We start from the raw sequence: 14,438 nt of genomic DNA on the forward strand, positions 1-14,438 counted from the left end.
ACCAACCGGGATGGTTATTTCCCTCTCTCTTCCAATAATTTCCTGTAAATCATAGCCGGAATTAAAGAAACATTCCTATCTTTGTCCCCCGGTTCACTTAATAATCACGTTTGACATGAAGCATAAGGCCTTTTTCATTTTTATGACAGCCCTTTTTATAGGGAGTCCGCTTTATGCACAAAAATATAAAATAGCCCTTATCCATTCCTACCAGGAAGGGTACAGCGGTGCCGGCATTGTAAACAAACTGTTTGTCAAAGGACTGAAAGACCAGCAAATAGACTTCCAGCTGCGCACCTTTTATCTGGATTGCGAGAAATACGAATCCGTAGAAGAAGAGCGACGGATTTCCGAGTTTGCAGATTCCATCCGCTCATGGGGAGGAGATTTGATTGCCGTGCTCGATGATCAGGCAACCTACTCTGTCATGGCTTGCGGAAACCCGTATGTCAGGCAGGTTCCCGTCGTATTCAGCGGAGTGAATTATCCCAACCAAGAGTTGCTGGCACAATATCCCAACATTACGGGCTACATAGACAAACCCGATTACCTCACCACCTGCCGGATGATAGAACGTATCATGGGCAAAGTCCGCATCCACATCCTGAACGGGCGGACCGTGCTTGACCGCCTTATCTGGAAAGACCTGAGCGAACAATGCAAAGGATCGGAAATCACCCTCCACCAATGGAAAAGACAAGAGGCCCGGCCCGACAAGCTGAATATCCCCATCAGTGACAAAGATGATACCGAATATGAATCCCTGTACGAAAAGCTGAACGAATACAACCAATTGGACTCCACCGTCGTAGTCCGCCTGTCCAGTGATTCCGTAGCTGCCCGCGACCTGATGTGGCTGTCCAGCGGAGTCTTCCAATACTCCCTGTTCCTGTATACCAAACGGGACTATACCACCCTGCGCATCGGCAGCCTGTTCGACAATCCCGGATTCGAAACCATCAACGAAGGATTCGGGATAAAGGAATACATGCTGGGAGGTTATTTCGCCCCCATCGAAACACAGCTAAGCGACATGACCGCCGGCATCAAAGAAAGACTGCAAGGAAAGATACCCGTCCCGGCGGTAAAACAAATCGCCAAACAGTACCTGGTCAACTGGCAGGCCATGAAGAGATACCAGATCCCCCTTGAAAGCATTCCACCGGAATATACCATCATGTACAGGCCGTGGAGGGAAAAATACGCAACCCCCATCCTGATTCTTGAAAGCCTCCTGGTCTTCACACTCCTTTTGGGGATAGCCTACCTTATTTATATCTATACACTGGAAAAAGGACGCAAAAAAGAAGCCTTGCGCAACCTCAGGTTCGAACACGAAGCATTAACGCTTGCACTGGAAGGAGGGAATACCTACGCGTGGTGTTTCGACGGAAAGACCGCCGTGCTCGACCAAGCTTTCCCAAAACCTGTTGGGAATAGAGGAAATAGCCCATTATGTACACCCCGACGAACAAGCCCGGTTCAGAAAAAACGTATCCAACATACTACACCGGCAACGAAGAACAGCCCAATACCGTTGCCAATTCAACGACACCGGTTACCAATGGTGGGAATTCAGATACAGCGTGTTGCAGAATAATGAACAAAATCCTATCATCACCGGACTTCTGGTAAACATTCAGGAGATCAAAGACAAGGAAGAAGAACTGATACGCGCCCGCAAACTGGCGGAACAGGCGGAACTGAAACAATCCTTCCTGGCCAACATGAGCCATGAAATCCGTACTCCGCTTAATGCCATCGTGGGATTCTCCAACCTGCTCACTACCGAGAAAAACATCTCGGAAGAAGAGAAAAAAGAGTTTGCCTCCATCATAGACAACAATACCAGACTCTTGTTGAAGCTGGTCAATGATGTGCTGGAACTATCCCGTATAGAATCCGGCAATATGTCCTTTCATTGCGAGGATTGCAGCGCGCATCATTTCGCCGAAACGGTCTATCAGACCCATCAGGTAATTATTCTCCCTCCAGTGGAATTCATCAAAGAATTTCCCGACGAGGATGTGACCATACACATAGACCGTATGCGCCTCACCCAAGTCATCACCAACTTTTTGGGAAACGCCAAGAAGTTCACCTCCCAAGGACACATCAAACTGGGTTATTTCTGCGACAAAGAGAAAAAGGAAATCCATATCTTCGTAGAAGATACCGGTGCGGGAATCCCTAAAGAAGAATTACAAATGATATTCGAGCGGTTCTACAAGCGGAATGAGTTTGTACAGGGTGTAGGGCTGGGACTCGCCATCAGCAAGGTCATTGTAGAAAAAATGAACGGACACATCGATGTGCAATCCGAGGTGAACAAGGGCAGCCGTTTCACCGCCGTACTGCCCTATCTGTAATTTTATTCCTGTGCAGGCTGTTTAGGCAGGGCGAACTGCAAGACCAGATACGCCAGCACACCCGCCAGCACCGTTCCCAGTATGACACCCATCTTTGCCTGCGTCAGCAACACCGGCGAATCCCCGAAAGAGAGGTTGGCTATGAACAAAGAAACCGTAAAACCGATACCTCCCAAAAGACAGATACCTGTCAGGTTCACCCAGGTCATGCCTTTCAGCAGTCCGGCGAACCCCATCTTTATCACCAGCCAGGTAAAGAAATAAATGCCGGCAAACTTACCCGCCAGCAATCCCGCCAGCACCGCCCAGGTAGCCATCCCCACTTCCAGACCGCCATGATCCGCCGTGAGCGAGACACCCGCATTGGCAAAGGCGAACAAGGGAAGAATAATATAATTCACCATTCCATGCAGACTGTCTTCCAATGACTGCAAGGGAGAGATGACACGGTCCGAGGAAGACTCGATGCTTTTCAGCACATTGATCTGCATCTTGCTTAACACAACACTTTCCTTGTCACTGGCAGGAAAGACAGCAATGTTCTCGCGGATGCGGTTAATGTACTTACCTATCTTGTAATGAGGAGTGGCGGGAACCGTGAAGGCTGCGACAACTCCCGCAATGGTAGCGTGGATGCCGCTCTGCAAAAACAGATACCACATAATCACTCCCCAGAAAATATAAAACCAACGGTTGTGCACCCGGAAGAAATTCCCGCCGCAAAGTATCAGCAGGATACCCGCCGAAGCAATCAGGTAGTTCACCGACAGATGAGAGGTGTAAAAAAGGGCGATGACCAGAATGCCGCCGATATCATCGACCACAGCGAAAGCGGTCAGAAAGACTTTCAAGCTCAGCGGAACCCGCTTGCCGAACAGGCTGAGCACTCCCAGCGAAAAGGCGATATCCGTAGCCATCGGTATGGCCAGACCACTTTGGGCCGGAGTTCCCGCCGTCATGAAATAATAGATCAGCACCGGAACCAGCATACCGCCGCACGCCGCCACGATGGGCAAAAGCGCCTGCCGGAAACTGGACAACTCGCCCACCAGTATCTCACGCTTTATCTCCAGCCCCACACTGAAGAAAAAGACAGCCATCAAAGCATCGTTGATAAAAGTCATCAAGGTCATGTGATGCCCGTTATGACTGAAGAAATTAAATTCTCCTATCTGAAGATGCACCTCGTAATTCCAAAAGGAGGCATAAATATCCCCCCACGGAGAATTGGCCAGGAACATAGCCAGCAAGACTACCCCCATCAGCAACATCCCTCCATTAATATGATAGTGCGCCGCCCGCTGGAAGGAAAAGTTCAAGTTCAGAATTTTCAGTTTTTCCATATCAATTGAATTTAAGAGTTTGTGATAAATTGCCATCAAAACACAAGCCCTTCCTGTTATTGACTTTTTAATTTCAACTAACAGAAAGAGCCCGCTTATTGTTTGCTCCCCAGAGCTTGTTTATTCTTGAATTAATCCAGCTTCAGAACGGCCAGGAACGCCTTTTGCGGTACTTCCACATTACCGATCTGTTTCATTCGTTTCTTACCTCTTTTTTGTTTTTCCAACAATTTACGCTTACGGCTCACGTCACCGCCATAACACTTCGCGGTCACATCCTTGCGCACCGCCTTGATGGTTTCCCTTGAGATAATCTTCGCCCCGATAGCTGCCTGAATGGCAATATCAAACTGCTGGCGCGGAATCAGCTCTTTCAGTTTCTCACACATACGCTTGCCCAGGTTATAGGCATTGTCCACATGTGTCAGGGTAGAAAGCGCATCCACCGGCTCACCGTTCAACAAGATATCCAGCTTCACCAGTTTGGAAGGGCGGAAACCCGACTGATGGTAGTCAAAGGAAGCATATCCTTTCGAGATACTCTTCAGCTTGTCATAAAAGTCAATCACGATTTCACCCAGCGGCATCTTGTAGTGAATCTCCACCCGGTTGCCCGACACATAATTCTGCCGCACCAGTTCGCCGCGCTTGCCCAGACACAGTGTCATGATAGGGCCGATGTAATCGGTGGCGGTAATGATCGTGGCATCAATGAAAGGTTCCTCGATGTGGTCAATCAGCGTCGGATCGGGCATACCGCCGGGATTATGCACCTCGTTGGCATGTCCCTGCTTGTCATACACCATGTACGACACGTTGGGCACGGTCGTAATCACATTCATATCAAACTCGCGGTCCAGACGTTCCTGAACAATCTCCATGTGAAGCAATCCCAGAAAACCGCAACGGAATCCGAAGCCCAGAGCCAGTGAAGACTCCGGCTGGAAAGTCAGCGAGGCATCATTCAGCTGAAGTTTCTCCAGCGAAGCGCGGAGGTTCTCGTAATCTTCCGCCTCGATAGGATAAACCCCGGCAAACACCATCGGCTTCACTTCCTCGAATCCGGCAATCGCCTTTTCACACGGACGGGCGATGTGAGTGATGGTATCCCCCACCTTCACCTCGCGCGAGGTCTTGATGCCCGAAATGATATACCCCACATCTCCTGTGCGCAGTTCCGCACGGGGAATCATATCCATTTTCAGCACACCGATCTCATCTGCATCATACTCCTTGCCGGTATTGAAGAATTTCACCTTGTCCCCTTTGCGGATCACCCCGTTCTCTATTTTAAAATACGCGATGATCCCACGGAAAGAATTGAATACCGAGTCGAAAATCAAAGCCTGTAGCGGCGCCTCCTCGTCCCCCGTCGGGTGCGGGATACGTTCCACCACCGCCTTCAATATCTCCTCCACACCCATTCCGGTCTTGCCGGAGGCACGGATAATATCCTCATGTTTGCAGCCCAGCAGGTCGATGATTTCATCTTCCACCTCATCGGGCATGGCACTCGCCATATCACATTTGTTCAGCACGGGAATGATTTCCAGGTCATGCTCCAACGCCATGTACAGATTCGAGATAGTCTGCGCCTGCACTCCCTGCGAAGCGTCCACAATGAGCAGCGCCCCTTCACAGGCGGCTATGGAACGGGATACCTCGTATGAAAAGTCCACGTGTCCCGGAGTGTCAATCAGATTCAGTACATACTTCTCTCCCCCATACTCGTACTCCATCTGGATGGCATGGCTCTTGATTGTAATACCTCTCTCCTTTTCCAGGTCCATATCGTCAAGCATCTGCCCTTCGGTTACCTGGATGGTTTTTGTAAACTCCAACAAACGGTCGGCCAAGGTCGATTTCCCGTGGTCTATATGTGCTATAATGCAAAAATTACGGATATTCTTCATCTTCGTCACTTAAATTTCGCGCAAATATACAAAAACTCGCTCATATACGGATGAATTTTGCAGGAATAATACAAACCATCTGAAATCAAAACCAGAAGATTTGCCAACAATATTCATTCTTAAAAGTGGCCGTTCTTAAGTCCTTCCTCCAATTTTTCCATCCATTTATTAAAACGAGGACATTTGCCTCGAATATCATCTATATCCAGCGCCTCAAGAATCATCTCCCCGTCAGCAGTCTTCTCATACGGGAATATCCTCATCAATCGTTTGGAAGGAGCGGTATCCGCCCCTCCGTTTATATCTTCGGGGGTAGGATATGAATCTATTATCCGCTGCAATTCATCCAAGCTTTCCTGATCATCCACCACAACATTGAAACCGTCCATACTGGTATACATCAGGGATTCAATCTCATGCCGTTGGATATAAGGCAGAAAACAGGAAGCATCCATAAATTCCGTTACCTTTTCTTTTATCCCCTGTTCCATATCCGGCAGTCTCAAACTGTCTGTGGTATAGCCGGGAAAATCTGTAGGAAGTCTGAAAAAGTCAAGCAAGGTTGTGATTAACACGTTTTTTGTCGCAGCCACCCGTGAAACGTCATTCTTCAGATATTCAAAACCCACATTCCCACCTTTTTTATTCAATTTTCTGTTCGTTAAGATTTTCTGGGCATTCATAGGATTAGTAAATCCTTTCGAATACAAATAGGGAATTACACGCTTCTGAATAAAACTCACTTCCGTATCGCCTTCAACTATAAACACTACTCTTTTCATTCCCACTCAATTTAAAGGCTGCCCGCCAATGACATTCTTCTCCCATATTTCTCCCAAGCTGTAATCTTCCAGCCAATGCGCTAAATTCTCAGAATCAAGCCGGTTGAAAACAGTCGCGTTGTCTTTACGATCCACAACAATGATATCTTCCGGTTCAAAGTTATCCACCAAATTGACAGATTGAGTGGAGATAATTATCTGAGCTTCTCTGGAAGCTTTTTTGATCAAAGCAGCCAGTTTGTTGACCGCTACCGGATGTAGTCCGAGTTCCGGCTCGTCAATGATGACCGTCTTTGGCAGATCCGGCTGAAGCAACAAGGTTGCCAGACAGATAAAACGCAGCGTTCCGTCTGATAACTGGTACGCATTAAAATACGTATCAACAGCTCCCTTCTGCTTCCACTCCAGCTGGATCAGCTGTTCGTTCAAGCGGTTGGGCATTAAACAGAATCCCTCAAAAAAAGGAGAAACCGAAGCTACCGCCTTTTCTATACGTGTGAAATGTTTTGGATGCTTTTCTTTCAGATAATATAAGAATGCGGCAATGTTAGCCCCATTGTTCTTCAAGCTGACATTATCATCCATATTACATTTTCCTTTCATGGGGGAACGGTCTCCCGTATCATGGAAATGATACACCTCAAATTCGCGTAAGAAGCTGTTTACATAAAATGCCTGTCCGGTATGGTCGTTCTTAAATGAAGATTCCTGCTTGTTGACCTCGTGCAGTTGTTTGTGCCAGGATACCCCATTGTGATAAGCCGTATCAATACGCTCAATAAATAAAGAATCCTGAGCCTCTTTCATATTTACAATAAAACGATTATGAGCATCCTTACCGCGTTCCGCAAAAAACAAGTCAAAGGACAAATGATCAGTTTCTTTTTTTCCCATATACAACAAACTGTCGGAGCCGCCTTTGGTGAGAACATAATTCTGAAGATTCCGCTCGTACAGGTTATGTATAAGAGTAAAGGCAGAAATGAAATTGCTCTTTCCTATTCCATTCCCACCTATCAATATATTTATGGGAAACAGCTCTACAGTTTGTTCCTTTATTGATTTGTATCCTTCAATCGTTATTTTCTGTATCATCAAAATTTTGTTTACATTCTCAAACAACAATACAAAAGTAGCTTTTTTGCCTGAATACTACAATTTTGCCGGTTGCAAATCTCTTATTTTTCATTTCTTTTATAGATATCTCAGACTTCAACAAATATACAAAAAAAATGCGTTGACAACATACCAAACGATGTGCCAACGCATTTTTTTATGAGTTTAAAATCTTCTTCTTACACCAATTTTACAAAGATCTCGCCTTCCACTTCAGAAGTAACGACCTTATCTTCTCTCAGCAGCCAGCCCAGCCCCAGGAAGAAATCCTTGTCAGCTTTCAGTTTGGTTGCTTTCTTGATTTGTTTTTGTGTCAAACCTTCAGTTCCATTCAATGCTTCCCAGATTTGTCCGGCCAAAGCACCTGCTTTTTCTTTCAACATTTTCAATTTGCTTTTAGTTAAACGTTAACCGCACCCACACATTCCGATGTGAATGTTTGTGTTTCTTATCGCTTGCAAAGATACACAAAATTATGTTATTCAACACTTTTGCATCGAAAAAGTTTGTATTTCTATAAGAAAAAGCGATTTTTCAACCTATTTTTTTTGTTTTTCGAGGTGTTCGCTCCAAATCCGGGCCGCTTCCTCTACCATTCTTGCACAAGGACGCTTGGCGTAATACCGTTCCGTCCTTGCTTCCGGTGTGGATACTACCGGCTCTTTTCCGGACAATCCCAGCAAATCGGCACACCGCAGGGCGCCGTTCCGCTTCTTGAATTCTTCGGCCAGTTCCTGCACCAGAGCGTAATTCGCCGCCTTGCTCTCACGGTCTTTCCCCTCGATGGCGCACTTCTCCAGCCCGGCCAGCAGGAACATGCCGCAAGCAGCACCGCAGGTTTCACGCATCCGCCCTATGCCGCCGCCGAAAGAGGCGGACATGTGCAGGGCCTGTTCACGGGTGAAACCATACAGATCGGCAAAAGCCGTCACTACGGACTGGGAGCAGTTATATCCTTCCTTGAACAAGGCAACGGCCTTTGCCACCCTGTCCTCTTCCCTAGCTTCCGTATGCAAATCCAACGTATTCTTGTCTTCTTCCATTTTTCTTACCTCCTTCTTTTCTTTCCGTCTTTTTCCTTTGTTCTCATTCCGCCACATTGTTTACAATCTCACCCTTGATGAATCCTTTCAAGTTCCCCACCGCAATCCGCATCAGCCGGACACGGGCTTCTTTCGTGGCCCAGGCGATATGCGGCGTAATGAAGCAGTTCTTCGCCGTCAGCAGGGGGTTGGTATATTGGGGAGGCTCGGAAGAAAGCACGTCCAGTCCGGCAGCCGCTATCACACCCTTGTTCAGTGCGTCGGCCAGGTCTTTCTCGTTCACCAAGGGACCGCGGCCGGTATTTATCAGAATGGCCGTCGGTTTCATAAGAGCCAGGCGGTCGGCATTGACCAGCTCTTTGGTATCGGGTGTAAGGGGGCAGTGCAGGCTCACCACGTCACATTCGCGGAACAGCTCATCCAGCTCCATTTTCCGGATTCCTCCGGGAAGTTGTGACTGCGGCTTGGAAGTATAGGCGCATACCTGCATTCCGAAAGCGGCAGCGATGCGCGCCGTCGCCTGTCCGGTGTTTCCCAAGCCGATGATTCCCAGTTTCTTCCCGTCCAGCTCCACCAGGTCGGTATCCCAGTAGCAGAAGTCGGGATTGTTCGCCCAACGCCCGTGACGGTTGGCATAGGCATAATGGCCTACACGCTGGGTGATGTTCAGTATATGCGCAAAGACCATCTGGGCAACGGAAGCGGTGCTGTAGGCAGGTATGTTGGTGACAATGATGCCCCGCGCTTTCGCAGCCTGGATGTCCACAATATTATATCCCGTAGCCAGCACGCCGATGTATTTCAAGGCAGGCAGAGCGGCCATATCCTCCGCCGTAATCACCGTTTTATTTGTAATCAGCACTTCCGCTCCGGCAGAACGCTCCAATAACTCGGCAGGGGCTGTGCGGTCGTACACCGTCAGCTCGCCCAACGCCCGCATCTCCTCCCATGACAAATCACCGGGATTCAATCCGTAACCGTCTAAAACTACTATTTTCATATGCTCAAAAGTTAAATTCCATGTTTTGTCCATTTATTCGGTTAGATTGGAACGCGAATAACGCACATTAACAGCTGCACAGTATGGATATAAACCGGCCGGAAGGTTGGATTTATGTCATTTGCGTTCCAATTTTTAATTTTATAGCACAGGATCAATGCAATTCATTTTCATTCCTTGAACCGTTCCCCCCAGAGGCTCTGCATCCGTTCCTTTATCTTCGCTTCCTGCGCATTGTTCTGCGGATGCCAGATGCGGCTGTCCTTCACCTCGTCCGGCAGGAACTGCTGCTGCACGAAATTGCCCTGATAGGCATGTGCATACTTGTAATCCTTGCCATAGCCCAACTGTTTCATCAGCTTGGTGGGTGCGTTGCGCAGATGCAAGGGAACAGGCAGATTGCCCGTCTGCCGCACCAGTTCCAGGGCACTGTTGATTCCCTCGTATGCCGAGTTGCTCTTGGGGCTGGTGGCCAGATACACCGTAGCTTCCGCCAGCGGGATACGCCCCTCAGGCCATCCTATCTTCATCACGGCATCAAAAGCGGCGTTCGCCAGGAGCAATGCGTTGGGATTGGCCAGACCGATATCCTCGGCTGCCGAAATGACCAGTCTGCGGGCTATGAAAGCCGGGTCCTCTCCGGCCTCCACCATACGCGCCAGCCAGTAGAGCGCCCCGTCCGGATCACTTCCGCGGATGGACTTGATAAAGGCGGAAATGATATCATAATGCATCTCCCCGTCCTTGTCATACGCCAACGGATTCTGCTGCAGACGCTCGGTCACCTTCTCATCCGTAATCACCACGGGTCCGGCATCCGCATCCGCCTCCACCACCAGTTCCAGTATGTTCAGCAGCTTGCGGGCATCGCCTCCCGAAAAGCGGAGCATGGCATCCGTCTCCTTCAGCTCTATCTTCTTTTCTTTCAGTATCACGTCCTTTGCGATGGCATTATGCAGCAGTTCCAGCAAATCTTCCTTCTCCAATGATTTCAGCACATACAGCTGGCAGCGGGAGAGCAAGGGCCGGATCACCTCGAACGAAGGATTCTCGGTGGTGGCGCCTATCAGGGTCACCACTCCCGTTTCCACCGCCCCCAACAGGGAATCCTGCTGGGACTTGCTGAACCGGTGGATTTCATCAATGAACAGGATGGGGCTGGCCTGAGAGAAAAAACGGTTGCTTCTCGCCTTCTCTATCACATCGCGCACATCCTTCACACCGGAAGTGACCGCGCTCAGTGTATAAAAAGGAGTTTCCAGCTTGTTGGCTATGATCTGCGCCAGCGTGGTCTTCCCCACCCCCGGAGGCCCCCAGAGGATAAAGGAGGAGATGCGTCCCGCGTCAATCATCTTGCGCAAGACAGCCCCCGGCCCCACCAGGTGTTTCTGACCTATATAATCGTCCAATGTCTTCGGACGCAAACGTTCTGCTAAAGGTTGTGCCATATCTTCATCTTTATTTCGGATAACAAAAATACAGCATATTTTCCTATGAACAAAGCCCAGGGCAACAATATAGGATTTATTTTTTTAAGGCAGAAAAACAAAAGAACATAAAAAACAGGGACTCATATAAAATGCAATACGGGTTCTTTGTTCATCTGATCTAAAACAATTATTTTTGCAACCCTTTTTCAAAAGAGTGATTATTTCAAATTTAAATGTAATTCTAATAAAGACAGACGATGAAAAAACTTTTTTCCACCAGCCTGTTGATTTTAGCAGGTATGCTTTTACTGCTGGGCGGCTGCAAAGAGGACGAACTTCCGGTTTCCGGAGAAGGAAACGTGGCAAACAATGAATTGCCCGTCCGGCTGGCCGAAACGGATTATAACCCGGACAACACGTATTACCTGCTGAATGACAATGAATCCCAGGATGTTTATTTCGACTCCAGCCAGCGCAGCTTCTACGTCAGCCAGCCTCTTCAGTTCGGAATGGACGACGAGCACTGTTTCCAACTCCGTTTCTATAGTCCCAGAGCCTTGAAAAACGTAACTTTCTGGGCCAGGATAGACGGTTACGAGGAAGAGTTCAAGTTCATGTCGCTGGAAAAGATCATGCCTTTCCAGCAACTCCGGGTGCACATACCGTTCGCCACCAAGGACCTGACCGCCTATACCCGCAGCGGAAAGAAAATACGGATCATGGCAAACCCCTACCTCACGGAAGAAAACCTGACCTTCACCGTAGAGTGTGACGACCCGTACTGGGCAAGGCTGCAATCCATCCGGTGCAAATGGTACATCGCCTTCGGCAGATACAGTGACACCCAGGACAGCTGGAAGTACAAGATGAAGGCTTCGCACACGCGTGAGGCGGTGGCCATCGCGCTGAACATGGCGTATATGTTCTCGTCGGAACGGTTCAAGACCGCCCTGTACGAGTTCGGCCCGCTGCACAGCAACAATGACAAGACGGAAATAGACAAGACCGCCCTGCTGGCCAACGTGCTCAACCACCGCGGACTGACCTTCGGCTATACCACCGGCGTGATGGGACTGGGCGGAGGAACCACCTTCGGCATGCATGAAGTGTGTTATCTGGAACACTATGCCGATGACAAAAGCATCACCGAAACCATCTTCCACGAGTTTGCCCACTGTGTGGGCTACGGCCATGCGGGAAACATGACCTACGAACAGACGGGACCGGGGTGGATCACCCTGTGCAACAACGTATATGTGGCGCTGTCGCTGGACAAGGAGCTGCCCGTCTATTCCCGCCGCTTCCTGCACACCCGCTGGAGCAGGAACCGTTATTTTGATGATATATACGTGGCTTCGAAACACATTATCGAAGACCCGGAACTCGATGCGCTGGACGGTGGCCTGTCTCCCCTGCGCGGAGAGACCGACCGGGGAGGAAACGACGGGGAGCCGGTGGCGTTCAAGCTGGATTATACCGACTTGCCCGGCGCTACGGGAACCACCTTCCGCCCCAAGGATGTATATGTGTACGGAGATACCCTGTATGCCGTGAACGATGCGGACAACCAGTACAGCGTAGAGGTGTTCGGCCTTGCCGGCGACGGCAAGAAGCACTTGGGAAGCATCAAGGAATGGAAGCACGGAGAAGTTACCGGGAAATTCGGCGGCCGCCCGAACGGTGTCACCCGTGCCCACGACAAGATTTATGTCACCCACGAAGGAAGCCGTACCGAGATTTTTGATGCGAAGAGCCATCAGTTCCTTACCTGCATAGGCAATGGAAGCTGGGGAACGGGGCCCACGCAGACCGTACATGCCTTCGATGTGCTGCTCTACAAAGGGCTGGTCATGATACACGACAAACGCTACGTCAACTTTGTAGAAGAGCAGGCTATACAGTCCGGAGTGACTCCGCGGATTTATGTACGTTCCGAACATCTGGGCGAGACAAACGGCACTTACGGCATGGCGGTGGACGAACAGACCGGCCTGCTCTACTCCACCCATCCCGCCAAACGCATAGACCTGTTCGCCCCCGACGGGATACGGGAAGGAGTTTCACCCAAACGCACCGGGCAACTGGCTTATAAAAATGTACCCTACGACTTGGAGTTCTACGAAGGAAGGCTGTTTGTAAGTTCCAACGGCACAGAAAAGTTCTGTGAGGTCAATCCCCGGACGGGAGAGATCATGAAGGACCATACCACCATCGGCGGCATCACCCTGCAAGCACCTGAGAAGTTCTGCATCCGCCGCCACACGCTGTTCATCACCGACCGCGTGAAAAACGGGACATGCGTTTACGCCATCCCCATGAGTGAGCTGAAATAAATGTATACCTATATAATATAGTAAGAACAACATGAAAATATACGCTTATATCCTGATTGTGCTGTCCGGAGTCCTGACGGCACAATGCAGCAAAGTCACCCTGGATGAAATCTGCGGCTACCCCTCCGCTCCCGGCGGAGGAAACGGGGAAGGAGAAGGAAACGGGGATTATAACAGTTACTGGTATTACTCGTATGAGGCGGCGCAGCTGATTGATGCGGAAACCCTGGGCATGGAAACGGCCGAGGATTTCACCCCTTATACCGTTGTCCATCTGGGGGATACCCTTTTCATCGCAAACATCGGAAAGGCAGGCAGCAGCCTGTTGCTGTTCAGTATAAAGAAAGGTGAACGGCTGGGAACCTTGCAGAGCTGGCAGCACGACGGCGGGGAGAAGAGTTTCGGAAGTCAGATAGAAGCCATCGTGCCGTCGGGCAACCGGCTGTATGTGACCGAACGCCAGTCGCGCATCCATGTATTCCGGTTGCCGGAACTGTCCTACCTCACCTGCATAGGCAACGGGCAATGGAGCGGCCCCGTATTCCAGGCACAGGCCATGACGGTAAAGGACGGGCTGATTTTCGCACGCGACAAGAACGGAATGGTCAGCATTTACAAAGAGGAGGATGCCACCCCGGAAAATTACCAGAAGGTGAACCGCTACCGCCGGGCATCCGGCAACGGCAGTCCGGGCAACAACGGCTTTGCCAGCCATTCCATGCAGCCCGATGCGGAAGGGCATCTGCTGCTCACGGATTATGAAGGGAAGAAAATACGGGTGCTCGATCCGGCACTGGTCAACGATGATATGGCAAACGACGCTTCCATCGATCTGGACGACCTTTCCCTGTCGCCCGGCTTCAAGCCCAAGACACTGGCGTTGTGCGGCGACCGCTGGTATGCCACCGGCGACAATGATGCCATCAACATATACGAACGCCAGTCCAACGAATGGAGCAAGAAAATAAAAACTGTAAAAGGATATGCTTTTTCCCAGCCTGCCCGCATCTATGCGCAAAACGACTCTGTGCTATGGGTTTCGGACACGCACAGTTCCAAACGGACACTGGTGAAAATGCTGGTGCATAAGGGAGAAATACGGGAATAGA

At 49.6% G+C, this 14,438-nt stretch carries 10 protein-coding genes and 1 pseudogene; 3 read left to right on the forward strand and 8 right to left on the reverse strand.

The features are described from left to right. Positions 1-115 precede the first annotated feature (115 nt). Positions 116-2,369: pseudogene (locus BVU_RS23065) on the forward strand (ATP-binding protein). 2 nt (positions 2,370-2,371) lie between these two features. Here the strand turns inward: BVU_RS23065 and nhaA are convergent. From nhaA to BVU_RS19605, 8 genes are all read right to left on the reverse strand, one after another. After that, positions 2,372-3,712 carry a Na+/H+ antiporter NhaA gene (nhaA, locus tag BVU_RS19570; RefSeq protein ID WP_007846505.1) on the reverse strand — a complete coding sequence of 447 codons (1,341 nt, stop codon included), beginning with the start codon at positions 3,710-3,712 and terminating at the stop codon, positions 2,372-2,374. Positions 3,713-3,843: 131 nt separating this feature from the next. Beyond that, a complete protein-coding gene (lepA, locus tag BVU_RS19575; RefSeq protein ID WP_005841470.1) occupies positions 3,844-5,625 on the reverse strand; it encodes a translation elongation factor 4 in 1,782 nt (593 codons plus the stop codon). 119 nt (positions 5,626-5,744) lie between these two features. Beyond that, complete coding sequence (locus BVU_RS19580; RefSeq protein WP_012055935.1) at positions 5,745-6,407, reverse strand: DUF4276 family protein; 663 nt, start codon at positions 6,405-6,407, stop codon at positions 5,745-5,747. A 6-nt stretch (positions 6,408-6,413) separates the two neighbouring features. Then, on the reverse strand, positions 6,414-7,502 hold the full coding sequence (locus BVU_RS19585) for an AAA family ATPase (protein ID WP_012055936.1): 1,089 nt from the start codon (positions 7,500-7,502) through the stop codon (positions 6,414-6,416). A gap of 200 nt (positions 7,503-7,702) precedes the next feature. Then, complete coding sequence (locus BVU_RS19590; RefSeq protein WP_005841464.1) at positions 7,703-7,906, reverse strand: winged helix-turn-helix domain-containing protein; 204 nt, start codon at positions 7,904-7,906, stop codon at positions 7,703-7,705. 156 nt (positions 7,907-8,062) lie between these two features. Beyond that, entirely contained in the window at positions 8,063-8,566 is a 504-nt protein-coding gene (locus tag BVU_RS19595) for a C-GCAxxG-C-C family protein (protein WP_012055938.1), read from the reverse strand. A 43-nt stretch (positions 8,567-8,609) separates the two neighbouring features. Then, on the reverse strand, positions 8,610-9,566 hold the full coding sequence (locus tag BVU_RS19600; protein WP_005851581.1) for a D-2-hydroxyacid dehydrogenase: 957 nt from the start codon (positions 9,564-9,566) through the stop codon (positions 8,610-8,612). Between the two features lie 170 nt (positions 9,567-9,736). Next, complete coding sequence (locus BVU_RS19605) at positions 9,737-11,014, reverse strand: replication-associated recombination protein A (RefSeq protein WP_005851579.1); 1,278 nt, start codon at positions 11,012-11,014, stop codon at positions 9,737-9,739. Positions 11,015-11,253: 239 nt separating this feature from the next. Here BVU_RS19605 and BVU_RS19610 point away from each other — a divergent pair, with 239 nt between their 5' ends. Both BVU_RS19610 and BVU_RS19615 read left to right on the forward strand, forming a co-directional pair. Further along, a complete protein-coding gene (locus BVU_RS19610; protein WP_012055939.1) occupies positions 11,254-13,329 on the forward strand; it encodes a hypothetical protein in 2,076 nt (691 codons plus the stop codon). Positions 13,330-13,360: 31 nt separating this feature from the next. Then, positions 13,361-14,437: a hypothetical protein gene (locus BVU_RS19615; protein ID WP_012055940.1), complete on the forward strand. Its 1,077-nt coding sequence runs from the start codon at positions 13,361-13,363 to the stop codon at positions 14,435-14,437. The last annotated feature ends 1 nt before the right edge of the window (position 14,438 follow it).

This window comes from Phocaeicola vulgatus ATCC 8482, from assembly GCF_000012825.1.
In the GTDB taxonomy this organism is placed as follows: Bacteria; Bacteroidota; Bacteroidia; order Bacteroidales; family Bacteroidaceae; genus Phocaeicola; species Phocaeicola vulgatus.

What these genes read in the sequence shown, in the direction of transcription:
- BVU_RS19595 (WP_012055938.1), bottom strand. Translation starts at nt 8,566, where the DNA reads ATGGAAGAAGACAAGAATACGTTGGATTTGCATACGGAAGCTAGGGAA.
- nhaA (WP_007846505.1), bottom strand. Translation starts at nt 3,712, where the DNA reads ATGGAAAAACTGAAAATTCTGAACTTGAACTTTTCCTTCCAGCGGGCG.
- lepA (WP_005841470.1), bottom strand. Translation starts at nt 5,625, where the DNA reads ATGAAGAATATCCGTAATTTTTGCATTATAGCACATATAGACCACGGG.
- BVU_RS19600 (WP_005851581.1), bottom strand. Translation starts at nt 9,566, where the DNA reads ATGAAAATAGTAGTTTTAGACGGTTACGGATTGAATCCCGGTGATTTG.
- BVU_RS19615 (WP_012055940.1), top strand. Translation starts at nt 13,361, where the DNA reads ATGAAAATATACGCTTATATCCTGATTGTGCTGTCCGGAGTCCTGACG.
- BVU_RS19590 (WP_005841464.1), bottom strand. Translation starts at nt 7,906, where the DNA reads ATGTTGAAAGAAAAAGCAGGTGCTTTGGCCGGACAAATCTGGGAAGCA.
- BVU_RS19605 (WP_005851579.1), bottom strand. Translation starts at nt 11,014, where the DNA reads ATGGCACAACCTTTAGCAGAACGTTTGCGTCCGAAGACATTGGACGAT.
- BVU_RS19585 (WP_012055936.1), bottom strand. Translation starts at nt 7,502, where the DNA reads ATGATACAGAAAATAACGATTGAAGGATACAAATCAATAAAGGAACAA.
- BVU_RS19580 (WP_012055935.1), bottom strand. Translation starts at nt 6,407, where the DNA reads ATGAAAAGAGTAGTGTTTATAGTTGAAGGCGATACGGAAGTGAGTTTT.
- BVU_RS19610 (WP_012055939.1), top strand. Translation starts at nt 11,254, where the DNA reads ATGAAAAAACTTTTTTCCACCAGCCTGTTGATTTTAGCAGGTATGCTT.